General features: G+C 54.3%; 15 protein-coding genes. 4 read left to right on the top strand and 11 right to left on the bottom strand.

The features are described 5' to 3' along the window. Positions 1–115: 115 nt before the first annotated feature. Positions 116–1,489: an exodeoxyribonuclease VII large subunit gene (gene xseA, locus EDF78_RS07665; RefSeq protein WP_133822847.1), complete on the top strand. Its 1,374-nt coding sequence runs from the start codon at positions 116–118 to the stop codon at positions 1,487–1,489. Positions 1,490–1,559: 70 nt separating this feature from the next. Here the strand turns inward: xseA and EDF78_RS07660 are convergent, their stop codons facing one another. Next, positions 1,560–3,923 carry a glycoside hydrolase family 31 protein gene (locus EDF78_RS07660; RefSeq protein WP_133822846.1) on the bottom strand — a complete coding sequence of 788 codons (2,364 nt, stop codon included), beginning with the start codon at positions 3,921–3,923 and terminating at the stop codon, positions 1,560–1,562. After that, positions 3,920–5,233: an MFS transporter gene (locus EDF78_RS07655; protein ID WP_095923021.1), complete on the bottom strand. Its 1,314-nt coding sequence runs from the start codon at positions 5,231–5,233 to the stop codon at positions 3,920–3,922. Before EDF78_RS07655 ends, EDF78_RS07660 begins: the two co-directional genes overlap by 4 nt. Before the next feature lie 214 nt (positions 5,234–5,447). On the opposite strand from EDF78_RS07655, the gene EDF78_RS07650 reads away from it, so the two are divergent. From EDF78_RS07650 to EDF78_RS07640, 3 genes are all read left to right on the top strand, one after another. Continuing rightward, positions 5,448–6,530 carry a LacI family DNA-binding transcriptional regulator gene (locus EDF78_RS07650; protein WP_119822667.1) on the top strand — a complete coding sequence of 361 codons (1,083 nt, stop codon included), beginning with the start codon at positions 5,448–5,450 and terminating at the stop codon, positions 6,528–6,530. Between the two features lie 73 nt (positions 6,531–6,603). Beyond that, positions 6,604–7,638 (top strand): M4 family metallopeptidase, encoded by a 1,035-nt coding sequence (locus EDF78_RS07645; protein WP_095923023.1) that lies wholly within the window; start codon positions 6,604–6,606, stop codon positions 7,636–7,638. Further along, positions 7,639–7,983: a protealysin inhibitor emfourin gene (locus tag EDF78_RS07640; RefSeq protein WP_095923024.1), complete on the top strand. Its 345-nt coding sequence runs from the start codon at positions 7,639–7,641 to the stop codon at positions 7,981–7,983. On the opposite strand, the gene EDF78_RS07635 is transcribed toward EDF78_RS07640, so the two are convergent. From EDF78_RS07635 to pilW, 9 genes are all read right to left on the bottom strand, one after another. After that, positions 7,968–8,198, bottom strand: coding sequence for a zinc ribbon domain-containing protein (locus EDF78_RS07635; RefSeq protein WP_095923025.1), 231 nt, complete (start codon positions 8,196–8,198; stop codon positions 7,968–7,970). The genes EDF78_RS07640 and EDF78_RS07635 overlap by 16 nt on opposite strands. A gap of 12 nt (positions 8,199–8,210) precedes the next feature. Then, positions 8,211–9,167, bottom strand: coding sequence for an AEC family transporter (locus EDF78_RS07630; protein WP_133822845.1), 957 nt, complete (start codon positions 9,165–9,167; stop codon positions 8,211–8,213). A gap of 69 nt (positions 9,168–9,236) precedes the next feature. Further along, complete coding sequence (der, locus tag EDF78_RS07625) at positions 9,237–10,721, bottom strand: ribosome biogenesis GTPase Der (protein WP_095923027.1); 1,485 nt, start codon at positions 10,719–10,721, stop codon at positions 9,237–9,239. A 211-nt stretch (positions 10,722–10,932) separates the two neighbouring features. Next, positions 10,933–12,114, bottom strand: a complete 1,182-nt coding sequence (gene bamB / locus EDF78_RS07620; RefSeq protein ID WP_095923028.1) for an outer membrane protein assembly factor BamB — start codon at positions 12,112–12,114, stop codon at positions 10,933–10,935. Positions 12,115–12,125: 11 nt separating this feature from the next. Next, positions 12,126–12,746 (bottom strand): YfgM family protein, encoded by a 621-nt coding sequence (locus tag EDF78_RS07615; RefSeq protein WP_119822670.1) that lies wholly within the window; start codon positions 12,744–12,746, stop codon positions 12,126–12,128. 13 nt (positions 12,747–12,759) lie between these two features. After that, positions 12,760–14,034 carry a histidine--tRNA ligase gene (gene hisS / locus EDF78_RS07610; RefSeq protein WP_095923030.1) on the bottom strand — a complete coding sequence of 425 codons (1,275 nt, stop codon included), beginning with the start codon at positions 14,032–14,034 and terminating at the stop codon, positions 12,760–12,762. Positions 14,035–14,295: 261 nt separating this feature from the next. Beyond that, complete coding sequence (ispG, locus tag EDF78_RS07605; protein ID WP_095923031.1) at positions 14,296–15,417, bottom strand: flavodoxin-dependent (E)-4-hydroxy-3-methylbut-2-enyl-diphosphate synthase; 1,122 nt, start codon at positions 15,415–15,417, stop codon at positions 14,296–14,298. A gap of 42 nt (positions 15,418–15,459) precedes the next feature. Continuing rightward, complete coding sequence (rodZ, locus tag EDF78_RS07600; RefSeq protein ID WP_095923032.1) at positions 15,460–16,461, bottom strand: cytoskeleton protein RodZ; 1,002 nt, start codon at positions 16,459–16,461, stop codon at positions 15,460–15,462. Then, positions 16,451–17,188, bottom strand: a complete 738-nt coding sequence (gene pilW, locus EDF78_RS07595; protein WP_195817544.1) for a type IV pilus biogenesis/stability protein PilW — start codon at positions 17,186–17,188, stop codon at positions 16,451–16,453. Before pilW ends, rodZ begins: the two co-directional genes overlap by 11 nt. Positions 17,189–17,198 lie beyond the last annotated feature (10 nt).

Below are 17,198 nucleotides of genomic sequence, written 5' to 3'. Positions count from 1 at the left end.
TATACAGGTGAGTAGGCATTCCGACCAGAACTATTTCAAAAACTTCTTGATTACCTTTTGCGGGCATGTAGTATCGTTCGATTAAGTCTCTGTTTTTGAATTTGATCTGGATCACATGTCGCTACCTTCTTCGCCTCCTATTTTTACCGTAAGCCGCCTCAATCAGACGGTCCGACAGTTGCTGGAAAACGAAATGGGTCAGGTCTGGCTCTCCGGTGAGATTTCAAACTTCTCTCAGCCTTCCTCCGGCCACTGGTATTTCACGCTCAAAGATGACCGGGCGCAGGTCAAATGCGCCATGTTCCGCAATTCCAACCGCCGCACCACGTTCCGCCCGCAAAATGGCCAGCAGGTTTTAGTTCGCGCTACGATTACGTTGTACGAACCACGTGGCGATTATCAGCTGATTGCAGAAAGCATGCAGGAAGCGGGCGACGGTCTGTTACAGCAGAAATTCGATTTACTGAAACAACAACTGGCCGCCGAAGGTCTGTTTGATGCGCAGTTTAAACAACCGCTGCCCTCACCCGCTAAATGCGTGGGGGTGATTACTTCCGCCAGCGGTGCTGCGCTGCATGACGTGTTAAATGTCTTAAAGCGTCGTGACCCGTCGTTGCCCGTCATTATTTATCCGACGTCCGTTCAGGGCGCAGATGCGCCGGGCCAGATTGTCCGTGCCATTCAGTTAGCGAACGCCCGCGAAGAAGTGGATGTGCTGATTGTCGGGCGCGGCGGCGGTTCGCTGGAAGATTTGTGGAGCTTTAACGATGAGCGGGTGGCACGGGCGATTTTTGCCAGCCGCATTCCCATTGTCAGCGCCGTCGGCCACGAAACCGATGTGACGATTGCTGATTTTGTCGCGGATTTACGCGCGCCAACGCCGTCTGCCGCCGCCGAACTGATCAGCCGAAATCAGTTGGAATTATTGCGCCAGATCCAGTCGCAGCAGCAACGCCTCGAAATGGCGATGGATTATTACCTCGCACAGCTGACGCAACGCTTTACCCGTCTGAATCATCGCCTGCAACAACAGCATCCGCATTTACGTCTGGCACGCCAGCAAACGGCGCTGTTCAAATTGCGTCGTCGTCTGGATGAGGCGATGCAAAATCAGCTGCGCCAGATGCTGCGTCGCACCGACCGTTTGCAGCAGCGCCTGACGCAACAACAGCCGCAGCCGCGCATTCACCGCGCCCAGCAACGGGTTCAGCAACTGCAATACCGGCTGCAACAGGCGATGTCATCACAACTGGCGGAAAGCCGTCAGCGTTTCGGCACCGCCTGTACACAGCTGGAAGGCGTCAGCCCGCTGGCGACACTCGCCCGCGGCTACAGCGTGACGACCACGCCACAGGGCGCATTGTTGAAGAAAACCACGCAGACTGCGCCGGGCGAAACACTGAAAACGCGTCTGGCCGATGGCTGGATTGAAAGTGAAGTGAAATCGATTGTGGTGGAGAAGAAAGCGCGGAAACGTGCAGTTAAATAAGTGTTGGGTTTAAAGCCCCCTCCCCGTCTCCCCCTTCGCAGGGGGAGACGGGGAGGGGAGATTGAAAAGCTTACAAATTATAGCTGTTGGTCTTCATACCATTGACCCGCACTTCGCGCGTTTCACCTTCCGGCAACACCATATCCAGCGTTTTCCAGCCAGGTTTGAAATCGCCGCGCTGCGTCAGCGTGATATTGATTCGCTGCTCGTCACTGCAAATATCCCAGTTGAGCCACAGCGCATGATTCTGCTCCCAGCGATGGCTTTCGCCGTCGTCTTCGAACAGCAACCCTGAGGATGTCGCCTGACCCGGTGCCGGATACACATGCAACTCACGCAGCGTATCTTTGCGGATATCGACATGTGCCAGACGGCAGGATTGTGGCAACGCAGCGCCCGCACGCACCAGCAGCGGCAGGCGATCCAGCGGCGCATCCCGCGTGATTGTCTGCCCCCCCGCAAACCATTCGCCGGTGTAGAAATCGCACCAGCCAATGCCGTTATCCGGCAGATAAACCTGACGCTCACGCTGGCCTTCATCGACCACACTGGCGACCAGCAAATCCCGGCCCATCAGGAAATCATCCGTTTCCACAAAGGTATTTTTATCGTGCTCGTGATCGAGGAATGTCGGCCGCAACATCGGCTCGTCATCCGCATGCGCCTGCCATAACAAGGTGTAGAAATACGGCAGAAGGCGGTAACGCAGACGAATGGCATCGCGGATAAGCGGCGTCACCTGCGGATACATCCACGGCTCGTTCACGGTGTGATCATCGTTCCAGGAATGAATGGTGAAACGCGGATGCATCACGCCGTTTTGCACCCAACGGACAAAGAGTTCGGCATCCGGCTTATCGCCTGAGAACCCGCCGACGTCATGCCCGACGTTGTACAAACCGGACAGACTCATGCCAATCCCCATGCGCGTGTTGTAGCGCAGCGTCTGCCAGTTGGTACGGTTGTCACCACTCCAGGTTTGCACGTAACGCTGCATGCCGGAACAGCCGGAACGGGAGATCAGGTACGGACGGGTTTCCGGCGCAAATTTCTGCTGCGCTTCAAACGACGCACGCATCATCAGCAGCGGCATCACCGGGCGGATATGTTTGATGGCGATGGATTTACCGAAACCATGGCAGCGCGCATCACGGTCCCAGACTTCATATTCGTTGTTGTCGTTCCACGTCGAGCCGATGCCTTTTGCAAGCAACTGTTGTGTCACGCCATTTTGCCACCAGCGCACGGCGGAAGGATGGGTGAAGTCCAGATGCGAGCCTTCGTCATCCCAGAACACAGAGCGTTCCGGCACGTCGCTTTCGCTGTCGCGGATAAACAATCCCTGCTCAGCGACCTGCCCGTATTGCGGGTGATCCTGCAACAGACAAGGTTTGATGTTTGCCGCCAGGCGGATACCGGCGTCAAGAAACGCTTTCGACATCACTTCCGGCTCAGGCACTTTGTCGTAGTTCCAGTTAAAGACGTAGCGCTTGTTGCCGATCGAGGTGTAGCCCGATGATAACTGGAATGAATCGCACGGAATTTCATGCTGTTCGCACAGCGTGATGAATTTCATCAGCTGCTGCTGGGCATCCGGCGCATCGGTGTAATACATGGTGGAACCGCTGTAGCCGAGGCTCCATTTTGGCCCGAAGGTGGTTTTACCGGTCAGCCTGACCAGCTTTTTGGTGACGTCCAGCGAGGTCGGCCCGACAAACAGGTAGTAATCCAGATCACCGGCTTCCGCACTGAAACGACGGTATGGCAGATGGTAATTGTCCAGTTCATTGCCGAGATCCAGCCAGACATTGCTGAGATTGTCGTAGAACATGCCGAAACTGACGTCATTGCGGCGGGTCATCGTAAACGGAATATGTTTATACAGCGGATCGGTGCTGGCGGCGTTATAGCCCATCGCGTCCAGATTGCGCATTTCGAAGCGGCGGCCGCTGCGGTTGAGATCACCGGCTTTTTCGCCCAGCCCGAACACGCCGTCCTGCGGTTCGCGCAGCTGATAGTGTGCGGATTCGTCCCCTTTCACGCCGAGCATGTAGGCGCCGGTTTTACGATCCTTCGCCAGCGGCAACCAGGTACCCGCCTCGTTTTTGTATTCCCATTCCAGCCACAACGGCTGATGAACCGTAACGCGCAGCGCGTCAGTGGTCAGTATCAGATGGTCATCGCCCTGCGTCAGCTGATAACCCGGCACGGTGAAACCGTCGTTGCTCAGGCGGTCACGCCCTTCCCACGGCACGTCATTTTGCGGCGCGATGCTCCAGGTACGATCCAGCGCCAGTTCACCATGACGCTGGATAAACACGCGGACCAGCCCCTGCTCCAGCACGCGCAGAGAAAACAGATGCTTATCATCAACGCGCAAATCCACGCCTGCGTCATGTTGCCCGGCAAGCTCCCAGTGTTTTAACGTCTTCATACACTCTCCCTTTTAGCCGGATTGCGGCGTTCAGCGATCAGAGCAATCAGGAAGACTGCGCCAATCAAATCAAAGAAACCCATCGCGATAAACAGCGGATTGAAACCCATTTTGTCGGCAACTGCGCCGATCAGCAGTGAAAACAGGAAGCTGGCGATCCATGCGGAGGAACCGCGCATACCGTTGACCGTCGCCACCTGACTTTTATCGAATGTCTCTACCACTACCGCGCTCAACATGCAGGAAATCACCTGATGGCCGAACCCGCCGATGGAAATCAGAGCAATGGCGGCGTACGGGCTTTGCGTCACGGCAACCAGTGCCAGCGAGAGCATCATAAATGCGCCGGTGACGGAGCTGGCGACGATGGAGTTAATGCGGGTGCAGCCAAACACTTTGCGGTACAGCGTGGTGAGGTAGCCGCTGGCAATACTGCCGAGGTCGGCGGCCAGGAACGGCAGCCAGGCAAACATCACAATGTGTTTTAAATCCATTCCGCGTTCGTTAGCCAGATACAGCGGCACCCAGAAACTGAACACCGCCCACGCAGGTTCAGCCAGAAATGCCGGAATGGCGATACCGTAGAATTTTTTGTTTTTGCAGACGATTTTCAGCGATTTGATAAACGGCAGACGTGTTTGCTGCGGCTCGTTGTCAGAGCGGATCAGCGCCAGTTCATCTTTGCTCAGATTCGGATGGGTTTCCGGTGAATGGTAGAACTTCCACCACAGCAGGACCCATAACATCGACAGCACGCCGCAGAACAGGAACGCACCGCGCCAGCCAAATGACACATGCGCTACCAGAATAATCGGCGGAGCCAGCATGGCACCAATCGAGAAGCCCACGCCTGCCCAGCCCGCGGCAACCGGACGCTCTTTACGCGGGAACCAGTCGGAAATGGCTTTGGCGTTGGCCGGTGTGGCCGCCGCCTCGGCGCTGCCCATAAAGAAGCGCAGCACGGCAAGCTGGATCCAACTGCCCGCGCCCGCATGCAGCATACACACCACTGCCCAGATGGAGGCGCAAATCAGGAAGCCCAGCTTCAGGCCAATCACATCAATCAGCCAGCCGCACAATGGCTGGAAAATGGTGTAAGCCGCCTGAAACGCCGCGACGATATAAGAATATTGTTCAGTGGTCATGTTCAGGCTGGTTTTCAGTTCAGCCGCCAGTAACCCCAGTGAATTTCGGGTGACGTAGTTGACTGTCACGCCAAGCAGAAACAGCGCCAGCATCCACCAGCGTAAGGCTTTTATTTTTCTGCGCCCTGCGACCGCAGCTGTCCCGGTATTTATTTGAATTGTCATGTCCGTTCTCCCACCCGTCGGCCTTGCCGCAGATGATGTGGTATGTGAGGTACTTCTGCAGAGTAGGCACACGGATTTGTGAGGGAAACGTGATTTTTTGCAAAAGCTTTCACGCTATAACTGCACCGGGAAGTCAGGGAGGATAAATGCTCACAGGCAGCACATCTTCTGATATGAAAATTTTTGCAGGGACGATTTTGAAGGAGATCACAGTTTGAAAGGAAAGTTAAATATCCAGCAAATTGCCGACCAGACAGGGTTGTCGATCAGTACCGTTTCGCGGGTTTTAGCCGGGAAAAATAACACCAGCAGCAAGGCGCGTGACGCCGTGCTTGAATGCGCCAAAGCGCAGGGGGTGCTGAACGAGCTTTCCACCGGCAGGCTGATGCTCAACAACATTTTGATTTTTGCACCGGCTCGCGCCTTTGATGTGCGCAGTGATATTTTTTACTACAAAGTGATCCAGGGCATTCTGGCGGCCACTGCCCATCATGAAGTGCGCGTCCGGTATTGTGCGATGGAAGAAGAAAACGCCGATGCTGCGCTGTTCATCGCCAAAATGACCGATCCGCAGACCGAAGCCGTGTTGCTGGTCGGTATCGACGATCCGCACATTCATCAGCTCGCTGCCGAGATGGGCAAACCGTGCGTGCTGGTCAATTGTCATGACCGCCATATGCGACACGACAGCGTCAGTCCGGATCATCAGACCATGGGCGATTTCGCCTGTGACTACCTGTTTTCTCAGGGGCATAACCATATCGTGACCGTGCAGTGTCTGCGCCGTCATACCATGGAATTGCGCCTGACCGGCATCAGACAGGCGTTCGCCCGCCATCATATGACCTTCAGTGACAGCCAGCATTTGCTGAATACCTCAGGATTCGGTGCGCAGGAAAGCGAACAGGCCTTGCTGGAATATCTCGATGCCTTACCGCCCGGCCAGCCGATGCCGACGGCTATTCTGGCCGGGGGAGATTTCATGGCGTCCGGCATTGTGGCGGCGCTGGCTCAGCGCGGGTATTCGGTGCCGGGCGATATCAGCGTCCTCAGTACAGACGGATTCAATCTGGCGGAGATCCACGACGTCCCGCTGACGGCGGTGCACGTCCCGCGCGATGAACTGGGCGCTGAAGCCATTTCCCTGTTGCAGCGTCGCATGTTACGCCCCGATGCGCCCCACACCACGCAGTTGTTACAGGGAAAACTGGTGGTGCGCGAATCGGTCAGGAAAGCCACCGGACGCGCCGTGACCTGTCATCCGCATACGTTGTATGACCCGCAGCCGGACAGATAAATCTCATCTTTGACCGACGGAACGCGCAGCGGTCCTATACTGACCAGTGACTCTTTTGATAAGGAGATTCATCATGAATCACAGTTCAGCAAAGCGTTACCACAGCGTGATCCCGCCCTACATGCTCAATCGTATTATTGAGCACGGTTCAGAACCGCAGCGCCGGTGTGCAAAACAGACCCTGGTGCATGTGAATACCCTGATGGCGCAGCCTTACGCCAAACCGCAAAAAATCGTGACAGCCAAAGCGGGACAGGCAGAGCGGGATATTTACGATGCCAAAAATACCACCCGCCTCCCGGGTGAGTCCGTGCGAAAAGAAGGTCAGCCCGGTAACGGCGATGTCTCGGTGGATGAAGCCTATGATTATCTCGGCGTCACCTATGATTTCTTCTGGCAGGCCTATCAGCGAAATTCCCTCGATAACAAAGGGCTGGCGCTGCTTGGCACGGTGCATTACGACAAAGGTTATCAGAACGCCTTCTGGAACGGGCAGCAGATGGTCTTTGGCGACGGTGACGGCGAAATCTTCAACCGTTTCACCATTGCCATCGACGTGGTCGGGCATGAGCTGTCGCACGGCGTGACCGAAACGGAAGCCGGTCTGGAATATAACGGCCAGTCGGGCGCGCTGAACGAATCAATGTCGGATGTGTTTGGCTCGCTGGTGAAACAGTTCCATCTGAAACAGACGGCGGATCAGGCCGACTGGATTATTGGCGAAGGCTTGCTGGCAAAAGGCATTCATGGCACCGGTCTGCGCTCAATGTCTCATCCCGGTACCGCCTACGACGATCCGCTGCTGGGTAAAGATCCGCAACCCGCCGACATGAGCGGCTATGTGAATACCCGCGACGATAATGGCGGCGTCCACATTAATTCAGGCATCCCAAACCGCGCATTTTATCTGGCCGCCACGGCACTGGGCGGTCACGCCTGGGAACGTGCAGGTTACGTCTGGTACGACACGGTTTGCGATAAATCCCTGCCGAAAGATGCCGATTTCGTCACGTTCGCTCAACTAACAGTTCAGCATGCGGAAAAACGATTTGACGCTTCCGTCGCTCAGGCGGTGCGTGAAGCCTGGGAGCAGGTTGGAGTGATGTAAATGAAACCTTTAGATTCGCTGGAAAGTAATGCGGTGATTGAAATTTACCGCGAAGGCGGCATCGCGTTTATTCCCAAACTCAGCGGGCCACGGCGGGTGGAACTTTCAGGCATGAGTGATGACAAGCGGCGGGAAATTTGCCAGCTCATCAACAAAGCCCTGCCGTATGCTCAGGAAAAAGAAAACGCCGGTCATGGAGACCAGCGTTATTTCCGGCTGGAGATTTACTATGCGTCGGCAGAGCATTCGGCCAGTCTGGTGGTGATTATTCCTGAAACCGAAACCCCGGAAGAACTGGTGGATTTATGGAAACAGGCGCCGCCGGACGATCACTCTTCTGAATAAGGGGAATAAATAAACTGTACCCGTTTTTTAGAAATCATCCCGTGCCCGTTTTGGCAGAAGTAATCGACCGCGCCGCAGGCTTTCAGTTCCTGCAACGGTTGCTGGCAATCCGGGCATAATGCCGTTTGCTTATAATCGACCTGACAAGCATCACAGTGAAAGTGACCGCTTACCCATTTCATCGGCTGACGGCAGACCGGACAAAGAGCTTCCATGGTATTCCCCTTCTAAATAACACCCAGCGTTCGCAGTAAATACAGGCCCAGTGCGGTCGTGAAAAATGAACCCAACGTGGTGACGGCAATAATGTTCGCTGCCAGCGTGGCGTTGCCGCCCATCGCGCGGGTCATGACATAGCTGCCTGCCGCCGTCGGCGTGCAGGAAAACAGAAATATAACCCCAAGCGCCGCGTCGCGAAATCCGAACAGCCACGCGCCGAACGTCATCAGTGCAGGCACGAAGATCACACGTGATGCAGAAGACCAGGCCGCCACATTGGAACTGCGGAACATGGCTTGCCAGTCAAGGCTGGCACCCGCGCAGAGCATCGCCAGCGGTAACGCCATGCCGGAAATAAAATTCCCGGTACTGGCAAGGGTGGCAGGCATCGGCAGATGGCTGTACTGGAATGCCAGCCCGAGCACCAGACCGATAATCAGCGGGTTAGTCACGACCTCGTACAGAACCGGCTTCAGCCCGATACGCTTGCCATGGCCGCCCTTCAGGCTGCGGGTCAGGGTGATCACCGACAATACGTTGAACAAAATCACCGTAACGGCCAGATACATCGATCCCAGCGCAATCCCTTCACTGCCGAAAGCCAGTGACGCATACGCCAGCCCTGCGATGCCGGTATTAGCGCGGAAACCGCCCTGCACGAAAATACCGCGCTCACGCGGATCCTTCACCAGTTTTATCGCCACCAGTTCCAGCAACAGGAATGAAACGACGGTGCCAAGGCCACCGTAAATGGCCAGCGGCAGGTTTGAACCTGAGGAGTCATGTCCCTGCGCCACACTGAAGAAAAGCAGGCAAGGTAAGGCAATATTAAACACTAACCGGCTGGCTTTCTCATTGAAGCTGTCATCCATCAGGCCGGTGCGACGCAGCACCACACCCAGTAACAAAATCAGTAAGTTGGGGACCGTAACACCAAATGCAAAACTCCAGGTCTGCCAGAACATCCAGCCAGCTCCTTGCGGGGAAAATGAGACGAAAAAAAGGGGCACATTCTTATGCGCCCCGCTTGCGGATTACTTGCTTTTTTTCAGGTGAGACATCAGGCGTTTACGTTTACGCAGCTGATTTGGCGTCAGCGTATTACGCTTGCCTTCAAACGGGTTCTCACCCTCTTTGAACTGAATACGGATTGGCGTACCCATGACTTTCAGTGAACGACGGAAATAGTTCATCAGATAGCGTTTATAGGAATCGGCCAGATCTTTCACCTGATTACCGTGGATCACCACGATTGGCGGGTTATAACCCCCGGCGTGCGCATATTTCAGTTTCACGCGGCGACCGTTCACCAGCGGTGGCTGGTGATCGTCAGCCGCCATTTGCATGATACGGGTCAGTAAGGAAGTGCTCACACGCGTGGTCGCACAGGTGTAGGCTTCGTTCACGGACTCAAACAGGTTACCGACGCCGCTGCCGTGCAGCGCAGAGATGAAGTGAATACGGGCAAAATCGACGAAGCCAAGACGCAGATCCAGCTGGTCTTTGACCTGAGCACGCGCTTCTTCGCTCATGCCATCCCACTTGTTAACCACGATAACCAGTGAGCGCCCGCTATTGAGGATAAAGCCTAACAGCGAGAGATCCTGATCGGAAATGCCTTCGCGGGCATCGATCACCAGCATCACCACGTTAGCATCTTCAATGGCCTGAAGCGTTTTGATTACCGAGAATTTCTCCACGGTTTCAGTGACTTTGCCGCGTTTACGCACACCAGCCGTATCGATAAGAACATATTCACGATCGTCACGGTTCATCGGGATATAAATACTGTCGCGGGTGGTGCCCGGCATGTCGTACACCACAACACGTTCTTCACCGAGAATACGGTTAGTCAGTGTGGACTTACCTACGTTCGGACGCCCGACAATCGCCAGTTTGATTGGCAGAGACTGCGGATCAAAATCGTCTTCTTCGTCTTCAGGAATTTCGTCACCGGTCGCTTCCTGCTCGGCCCAGTAAGCGGCGTTTGCCTCTTCTTCGGTCAGCTCAACTTCTTCCGGCTTTTCACCCACGAACGGGATCAGCACGTGTTCGATCAGCTGTGTGACACCGCGGCCATGTGAAGCGGCGATGGCGTACACGTCGCCCAAACCGAGCGAATAGAAATCACCGGTGGCGCTGTCCGGATCCAGACCGTCCGTTTTGTTCGCGACCAGGAAAGTGGCTTTTTCGCGGCTGCGCAGATGCTGGGCGATACCTTGATCGGCTGGCATCAGACCCGCGCGGGCATCGACCATGAACAACACGATATCCGCTTCTTCGATTGCCAGCAGAGACTGCCCTGCCATGCGGGTTTCAACGCCATCTTCGGTACCGTCGATACCGCCGGTATCCACGATGATGAATTCATTACCCTCAATTTCGGCACGACCATACTTGCGGTCACGCGTAAGCCCCGGGAAATCCGCCACCAGCGCATCACGCGTTTTGGTTAAACGGTTAAATAAAGTGGATTTACCCACATTCGGGCGCCCAACAAGCGCAACGACAGGTATCATTTTGAAGCCTCAGTGTTTTTATAGGTGGTGCTAAACGCAAATAGCTGGCCTGTAGAATTTCGATACAAACCACTATAATTCAAATTGTTACAGCGCAATCCGTCATTCACGATTACGCAGATTTCAGAATACGAAACGGCCCCTGAGCAATTCAGGAGCCGTTTTAAAGCCCGGGATCAACCGATCTCAGAGCCAGATGCCGGTCGCGATATTAACGGGTGAAGGAGTAAACTTCGCCACCCTTCGCCTGCACAACCAGCTTGTCACTTGCCACAATCGGCGCACTCAGGAAGCCATCGCTGTCAACTTTCTGCTGAGCAACGAAACGACCATCAGTGGTGTTAATCCAGTGCAGATAGCCTTCGGAATCGCCGACCACAATGTAACCATTATACAGCACAGGCGCTGTCAGGTTACGGTGCAGCAAATCACTTTGACGCCACAGGCTGACACCGCCTTGTGTATCAAGCGCCATCACGCGGTCATCCTGATCAACCATGTAGATACGGCCTGCATCAACAATGATGTCATTGACGGAACCGACATCACGTTTCCACATGACCTGACCGGAACGCAGATCCATCGCGGCCAGATTGCCGTTATACGCCAGCGTATACACTACGCCATCAACAACAACCGGCGTGGTATCCACATCACTCAGACGGTCAATTTCAGTGGTACCCGTGGTCTGAGAAATACGTTGTTGCCAGATCAACTGACCTTCTTTCATCAGCACGGCACTGACGCGGCCATTATCGCCACCGACAATCGCAGCACCAAAGGCCACGGCCGGGGCAGATTCGCCACGCAGAGACAGGGTTGGCATATCCAGGTTAGCGGTCCACTGAATGGTACCGTCGGATTCATTCAGACCCTGCAACATGCCGTTGCCGGTGTGAACCAGAACCAGACCATCGCTGACCACCGGACGGGACAGTGCTTCGCCCGCGACTTTGGTTTGCCAGGCGATTTTACCATCACTTGTGTTTAATGCATAAACAATGGCTTTTTCGCTGCCGACGTAGACGTGATCGCCGGAAACCGTCAGACCGCCAGAGAGCTGCGCGGAAATATTTCTGGAGAGGAACCCGGTCTTCTCAGAAAGGTTAACGCTCCATTTTTCTTTACCGCTGTCTGCGTCCAGTGCTTTGACCACACCAAAACGGTCAGCGGCAAAAATGGTGCTGTCCTGCCAGGCCGGGCGCAGGTTGGAATAGAATTCGCCAATGCCATCGCCTACGGATTTGCTCCATACTTTTGTCGGAGTAAACTGGTTCTCAACTTTTGGCAGCGGAGACATTTTTACCACGTCTTCTTCGCTGTTAAACAATGAACAGCCACTCAGCAGGGCAACAGAAACCCATCCTACCAAGAGTGTTTTACGCAATTGCATCGGGGTTCCCCTTAGCTGGCTAAGTTGTTCAATTTCATACGCAGCACGGTTTGCAGCGTTTGAGAGGGTTTAGAATCGAGTCCTTTGCTGTAGGCTTCACGTGCACCTTTTGCATCGCCTTTCGCAAGCAGAACATCACCACGGATGCCTTGCTGCATAGCCGTCCAGCCTTCACCCTTCACGCCGTCTAACGTTTTGAGTGCATCATCAAATTTGCCTTGCTGCATCTGGACACGAGCCAGACGTAAGTTCACCAGCGAATGTAAATTATCTTCTTTAGCCTGACCTTGCGCCTGCGCTAACTGCTTTTCAGCATTGGCGAAATCGTGAGTCCCGACAAAATGATCAGCCAGTTGCAGGGCAGCAAACACCCCGTAGTTATTGTCATTGCTCTGAGCAAATTTTTCGAGATCAGCCACGCCTTTCGCGTTATTGCTGGTCAGCGACTGATTAGCTTGCTGGAAAGACGCAGAAGCTTCCGTCAGGGCTGAGTCCTGATGACTCTGCCAGAAACGCCAGCCGCCCAGGGCTGCAATACCCAGAACCACGCCGATGGCCAGCGCTTTACCGTTTTCGGCAAAGAAGCGACGTACAGCATCAACCTGTTCATTCTCAGTGGTATAGACTTCCACAGTGTCCTTCTCCTTAACCCAACATCGAAGCCAGACGCGCGGCGATTTCGCTCTGCGCCAGCGTTTCTTGCGTTCCACTCTGCAGATCTTTAACAACGATCTGCTGGTTAGCGACTTCAGTTTCGCCTAATACCAGGGCAACACGCGCACCCCATTTATCAGCACGGGCGAATTGTTTCTTGAAGTTACCGCCACCGTAGTTAGTCATCACTTTCAGCTCAGGCAATGCATCACGCAGTGTTTCAGCCAGTTGCATGGCCGCGCTTTGCGTACCGGCACCGGAAGAAATCACGTAGGCATCGACGGTTGCCGGTGCTTTGAAGTCCGGGTTCACGGCCTGAACCAGTAATACCAGACGCTCCAGCCCCATGGCGAAACCGACTGCCGGTGTGGCACGACCGCCCAGTTGTTCGACCAGACCGTCGTAACGGCCACCGGCACACACGGTACCTTGTGAACCTAAACTGCGGGTTACCCATTCGAACACGGTGCGGTTGTAATAATCCAGACCGCGCACAAGTCGCTGATTAACCGTATATGGGATACCAGACTGCTCTAAAAGTTCACACAGACCTGCAAAGTGTTCTCTTGATTCATCATCAAGGTAATCACCGAGTTCCGGTGCATCATTTAATAACGCCTGAATATCGGGATTTTTAGAGTCCAGAACGCGCAGCGGATTGCTGTACATGCGGCGCTTGCAGTCTTCATCCAGTTTGTCTTTGTGCTGCTCAAGGAAGGCCACCAGCGCATCACGGTAGTTGGCGCGGGCTTCCAGTGAACCGATAGAGTTCAGCTCAAGCGCAACATGTTCTGAAATACCCAGCGCACGCCACCAGCGGGCGGTCAGCAGGATCAATTCGGCATCAACGTCCGGGCCTTGCAGGCCAAAGACTTCCACACCCAGCTGATTAAACTGACGATAGCGGCCTTTCTGCGGGCGCTCGTAGCGGAACATCGGACCGATGTACCACAGACGCTGTTCCTGATTGTACAGCAGACCATGTTCAATACCGGCGCGCACGCAGCCCGCCGTACCCTCCGGACGCAGCGTCAGGCTTTCGCCGTTGCGGTCGTCAAAGGTATACATTTCTTTTTCCACGACGTCGGTCACTTCACCGATAGCGCGTTTAAACAATGGGGTCTGCTCTACAATCGGCATACGGATTTCACTGTAGCCGTAGCTGCCGAGCACGTGTTTCAACGATCCTTCGATGCGTTGCCACAGTGCGGTATCTTCAGGCAGGTAGTCGTTCATGCCGCGAATGGCCTGGATATTCTTTGCCACGTCAGTTCTCTATCGTTTTATAAAAAATGAACCCGATTATAGGGGCTTTGTGGGCTGTGGTTCAACGCACAGTCTCAATCACCCCAACGGGTTCACTATAATAATGCAGGTCTATACCCGTCATTCTTCGGGTCGCAGAGGCGTTGGCTGCCCTCACTCACCCGAACCACTTACCTGAGTAAGCTCCCCGGGATTCGTTCGATTGCCGCCTTTGTGCAACACGAATTATTTGGGTATAAGTATTATGACCCGCAACCGATGTTACTTTTCAAGATGATTGATAACGATACGTTTACTCTCATCCATCAGCGCTGCTTTGGCGCGAATTTTTGCTTCTAACTGGTCGATCATATCGTTGTTATCAAAACGCTCTCTCTGACGGACGCCGTCTTCATAGAAACCGCTTTTATTATGACCGCCGGTCACACCCAGGGTGGAAACCAGTGCTTCGCCCGGACCGTTTACCACACACCCGATGATCGAGACATCCATTGGCGTGATGATATCTTCCAGACGTTGTTCCAGGGCATTCACGGTGCCGATGACATCAAACTCCTGACGCGAACAGGTCGGGCAGGCAATAAAGTTGATACCACGGGAGCGGATGCGCAGGGATTTCAGGATATCGAAACCAACTTTGACTTCTTCAACCGGATCGGCTGCCAGCGAAATACGCAGCGTGTCGCCGATACCTTCAGAAAGCAGCAGGCCTAAACCGATCGCCGATTTAACGGAACCTGCACGCAAGCCCCCGGCTTCGGTAATCCCGAGGTGCAGCGGCTGAACAATCTGTTTGGCCAGCAGGCGGTAGGACTCAACGGCCAGGAAAACGTCAGAAGCTTTTACGCTGACTTTAAACTGGTCAAAGTTGAGACGGTCGAGAATATCGACGTGACGCATCGCCGATTCCAGCAGCGCTTCCGGCGTGGGTTCGCCGTACTTTTCCTGGATGTCTTTTTCCAGAGAGCCACCGTTCACACCGATACGGATAGGAATATTTTTGTCGCGCGCGCAATCCACCACGGAGCGGATGCGGGATTCGTTACCGATGTTGCCCGGATTAATACGCAGGCAATCCACGCCGTATTCTGCAACCTGCAGGGCGATGCGGTAATCGAAATGAATATCAGCAACCAGCGGGACATTCACCTGCTGCTTGATCAGTTTGAATGCTTCAGCCGCATCCATGGTAGGCACAGAAACGCGAACAATATCAACACCGACGCGCTCCAGTGATTTGATCTGTGCGACCGTTGCCGCCACATCTGTGGTGCGGGTGTTGGTCATCGATTGCACAGCAATCGGTGCTCCGTCACCTACAGGCACCTTGCCGACATAAATCCGGGTTGATTTGCGACGGGTAATGGGTGACTGGTTATGCATTACTTCACTCTCCATCGTTGCAACCGTCTGACAAACTGCCGATTACTCGGCAGCTAAGGTCAGGCGCGCAACACGGCTTGATTTTACAAAACGACTTAAATCCACCGGTTTGCCCTGGAACTGGATATCCACTGCACCCGGCGCACCGATTTTCAGTTTATATGGCGCAGTCCCCTTCACGCTGAAGGTTTCACCGCCTTTTTTCATGCCGCTGAACAGGGTTTTCCCTGACGCGTCATCAATCTGGAACCAGCAATCTGCTTTAAAGGTAAATGTGACCGCTTCTGGATCCACACCCGCTGCCGCAGCAGTTTGTGCATCACCGGTTGGCAGGCCATTTTCCGCAGTGGCAGGAGGCTGGCTGGTCGACACCGCTGCAGGTGCCTGATCCGCTGGTGTCCCCGAGGCTGCAGGCGCGTTGCTTGCGGCTGCACCCGGCGTGGTGTTCAGCGGAATACTGTTTTGTTGCTCTGGCGCGGTGGATGCTGCATCCGGTGCCGGAGCAGAGGTGTCATCGGTAGTTGGCGCTGAATTCGCGTTATCGCCCAGAGGAATAGTTTGCCCCTGGCCGTTATCCTGATTCAGCTGTGCCGATGACTGGTCGGCCATGGTTGCGATTTCCTGCTGCTGCGCCTGATGATTTTGCCACCACCACGCACCCGTCAGGCCAATCACCACAAACACCACCAGCCAGGTAAAGCCCATCAGCCAGCCATCGCGTTTTTTGCGAGACTTACCGAGCGAGAATCCCTGCATGGAAGCCACTTTTGGCACTTTAATCGGCGCTTGTTTACCGATCAGACCTAATAATTCTTCTTCAGGTACATGAACCAGTTTGGCGTAAGAACGGAGATAACCACGCAGGAAAGTCGGCGCAAGATCGGCCGGCGTCGTTTCTTCTTCGATTTGGCGAATAGTTGAGACTTTCAGACACAGGCGTTCTGCAACGGCCTGATGACTGAGACCTAACTGTTCACGAGCCTGACGCAGACGTTCGCCTGTCGTCAGTTTTGCATTATTTTCTTGAGGGGCTTCAGTATTCATTGGCTAAGAACTGCTGGTACTGTTTAGATTGTGGATAACTACGCGCAAGTTGCTTACCGTAGCGTTGAACGCTATCCGGGTTGCCCGCTAACGCAGCGAATCGAATTTGCAACATAAGGCTGTCAGCCGTGGCTGGCAGAACATGTTGATATACATCCAGTAATAGTTTCGCCTGAGCGCGGTTCCCTTCCCCAAATTCTTTGGTTGCCTCAGTCAGCAAGGGTGCGCCTTTATCGGGATCAACTTTCAATGCCCGGCTTAGTAACACTCGCGCTTCCTCATTCTGATTGGCCTTCAGAAAACAGTAGCCTGCATTTTCCAGACTGTCAGCAACCTGACCGTAATCAGGCGCGTTAGCTGCGGCGCTAAACTGCTGTTGTGCCGGTACATACTGCCCTAAACTACACAAAAACGCACCGTAATTATTTAAGACCGTCCCATTTTGCGGTGCCAGCTGCAACGCTTGCTGGTAGCGGCTTTCCGCTGCTTTCTGATTGCCGTTTTTTTGCTCGTAAAGCGCCATACCCAGCTGTGTACGATAATCCTGTGGCGCGCTGTCAGCGGCACTTTGCAGATTCTGCTTTGCCGCGTCCATGTTCCCCTGATTCAGATAAGCCATGCCAAGTTCGAGGCGCGTTTGTGCCGCCCCACTGGCCTGTTGCGTTTTTTTCGGGGAACCGGCGCATCCTGCCAGTAAAGCCACCGTCATGCCGGTGACGATCAACATTTTCACACTG

The sequence above is a fragment of the Rahnella sp. BIGb0236 genome, from assembly GCF_004364755.1.
GTDB classification, from domain to species: Bacteria; Pseudomonadota; Gammaproteobacteria; order Enterobacterales; family Enterobacteriaceae; genus Rahnella; species Rahnella victoriana.
Note: the sequence above shows the minus strand (reverse complement) of the source record. Positions and strands in the feature narration are given on the sequence as shown.

Coding starts and splice junctions, on each gene's coding strand:
- xseA (WP_133822847.1), top strand. CDS start 116: ATGTCGCTACCTTCTTCGCCTCCTATTTTTACCGTAAGCCGCCTCAAT.
- EDF78_RS07660 (WP_133822846.1), bottom strand. CDS start 3,923: ATGAAGACGTTAAAACACTGGGAGCTTGCCGGGCAACATGACGCAGGC.
- EDF78_RS07655 (WP_095923021.1), bottom strand. CDS start 5,233: ATGACAATTCAAATAAATACCGGGACAGCTGCGGTCGCAGGGCGCAGA.
- EDF78_RS07645 (WP_095923023.1), top strand. CDS start 6,604: ATGAATCACAGTTCAGCAAAGCGTTACCACAGCGTGATCCCGCCCTAC.
- EDF78_RS07640 (WP_095923024.1), top strand. CDS start 7,639: ATGAAACCTTTAGATTCGCTGGAAAGTAATGCGGTGATTGAAATTTAC.
- EDF78_RS07635 (WP_095923025.1), bottom strand. CDS start 8,198: ATGGAAGCTCTTTGTCCGGTCTGCCGTCAGCCGATGAAATGGGTAAGC.
- EDF78_RS07630 (WP_133822845.1), bottom strand. CDS start 9,167: ATGTTCTGGCAGACCTGGAGTTTTGCATTTGGTGTTACGGTCCCCAAC.
- der (WP_095923027.1), bottom strand. CDS start 10,721: ATGATACCTGTCGTTGCGCTTGTTGGGCGCCCGAATGTGGGTAAATCC.
- bamB (WP_095923028.1), bottom strand. CDS start 12,114: ATGCAATTGCGTAAAACACTCTTGGTAGGATGGGTTTCTGTTGCCCTG.
- ispG (WP_095923031.1), bottom strand. CDS start 15,417: ATGCATAACCAGTCACCCATTACCCGTCGCAAATCAACCCGGATTTAT.
- rodZ (WP_095923032.1), bottom strand. CDS start 16,461: ATGAATACTGAAGCCCCTCAAGAAAATAATGCAAAACTGACGACAGGC.
- pilW (WP_195817544.1), bottom strand. CDS start 17,188: ATGTTGATCGTCACCGGCATGACGGTGGCTTTACTGGCAGGATGCGCC.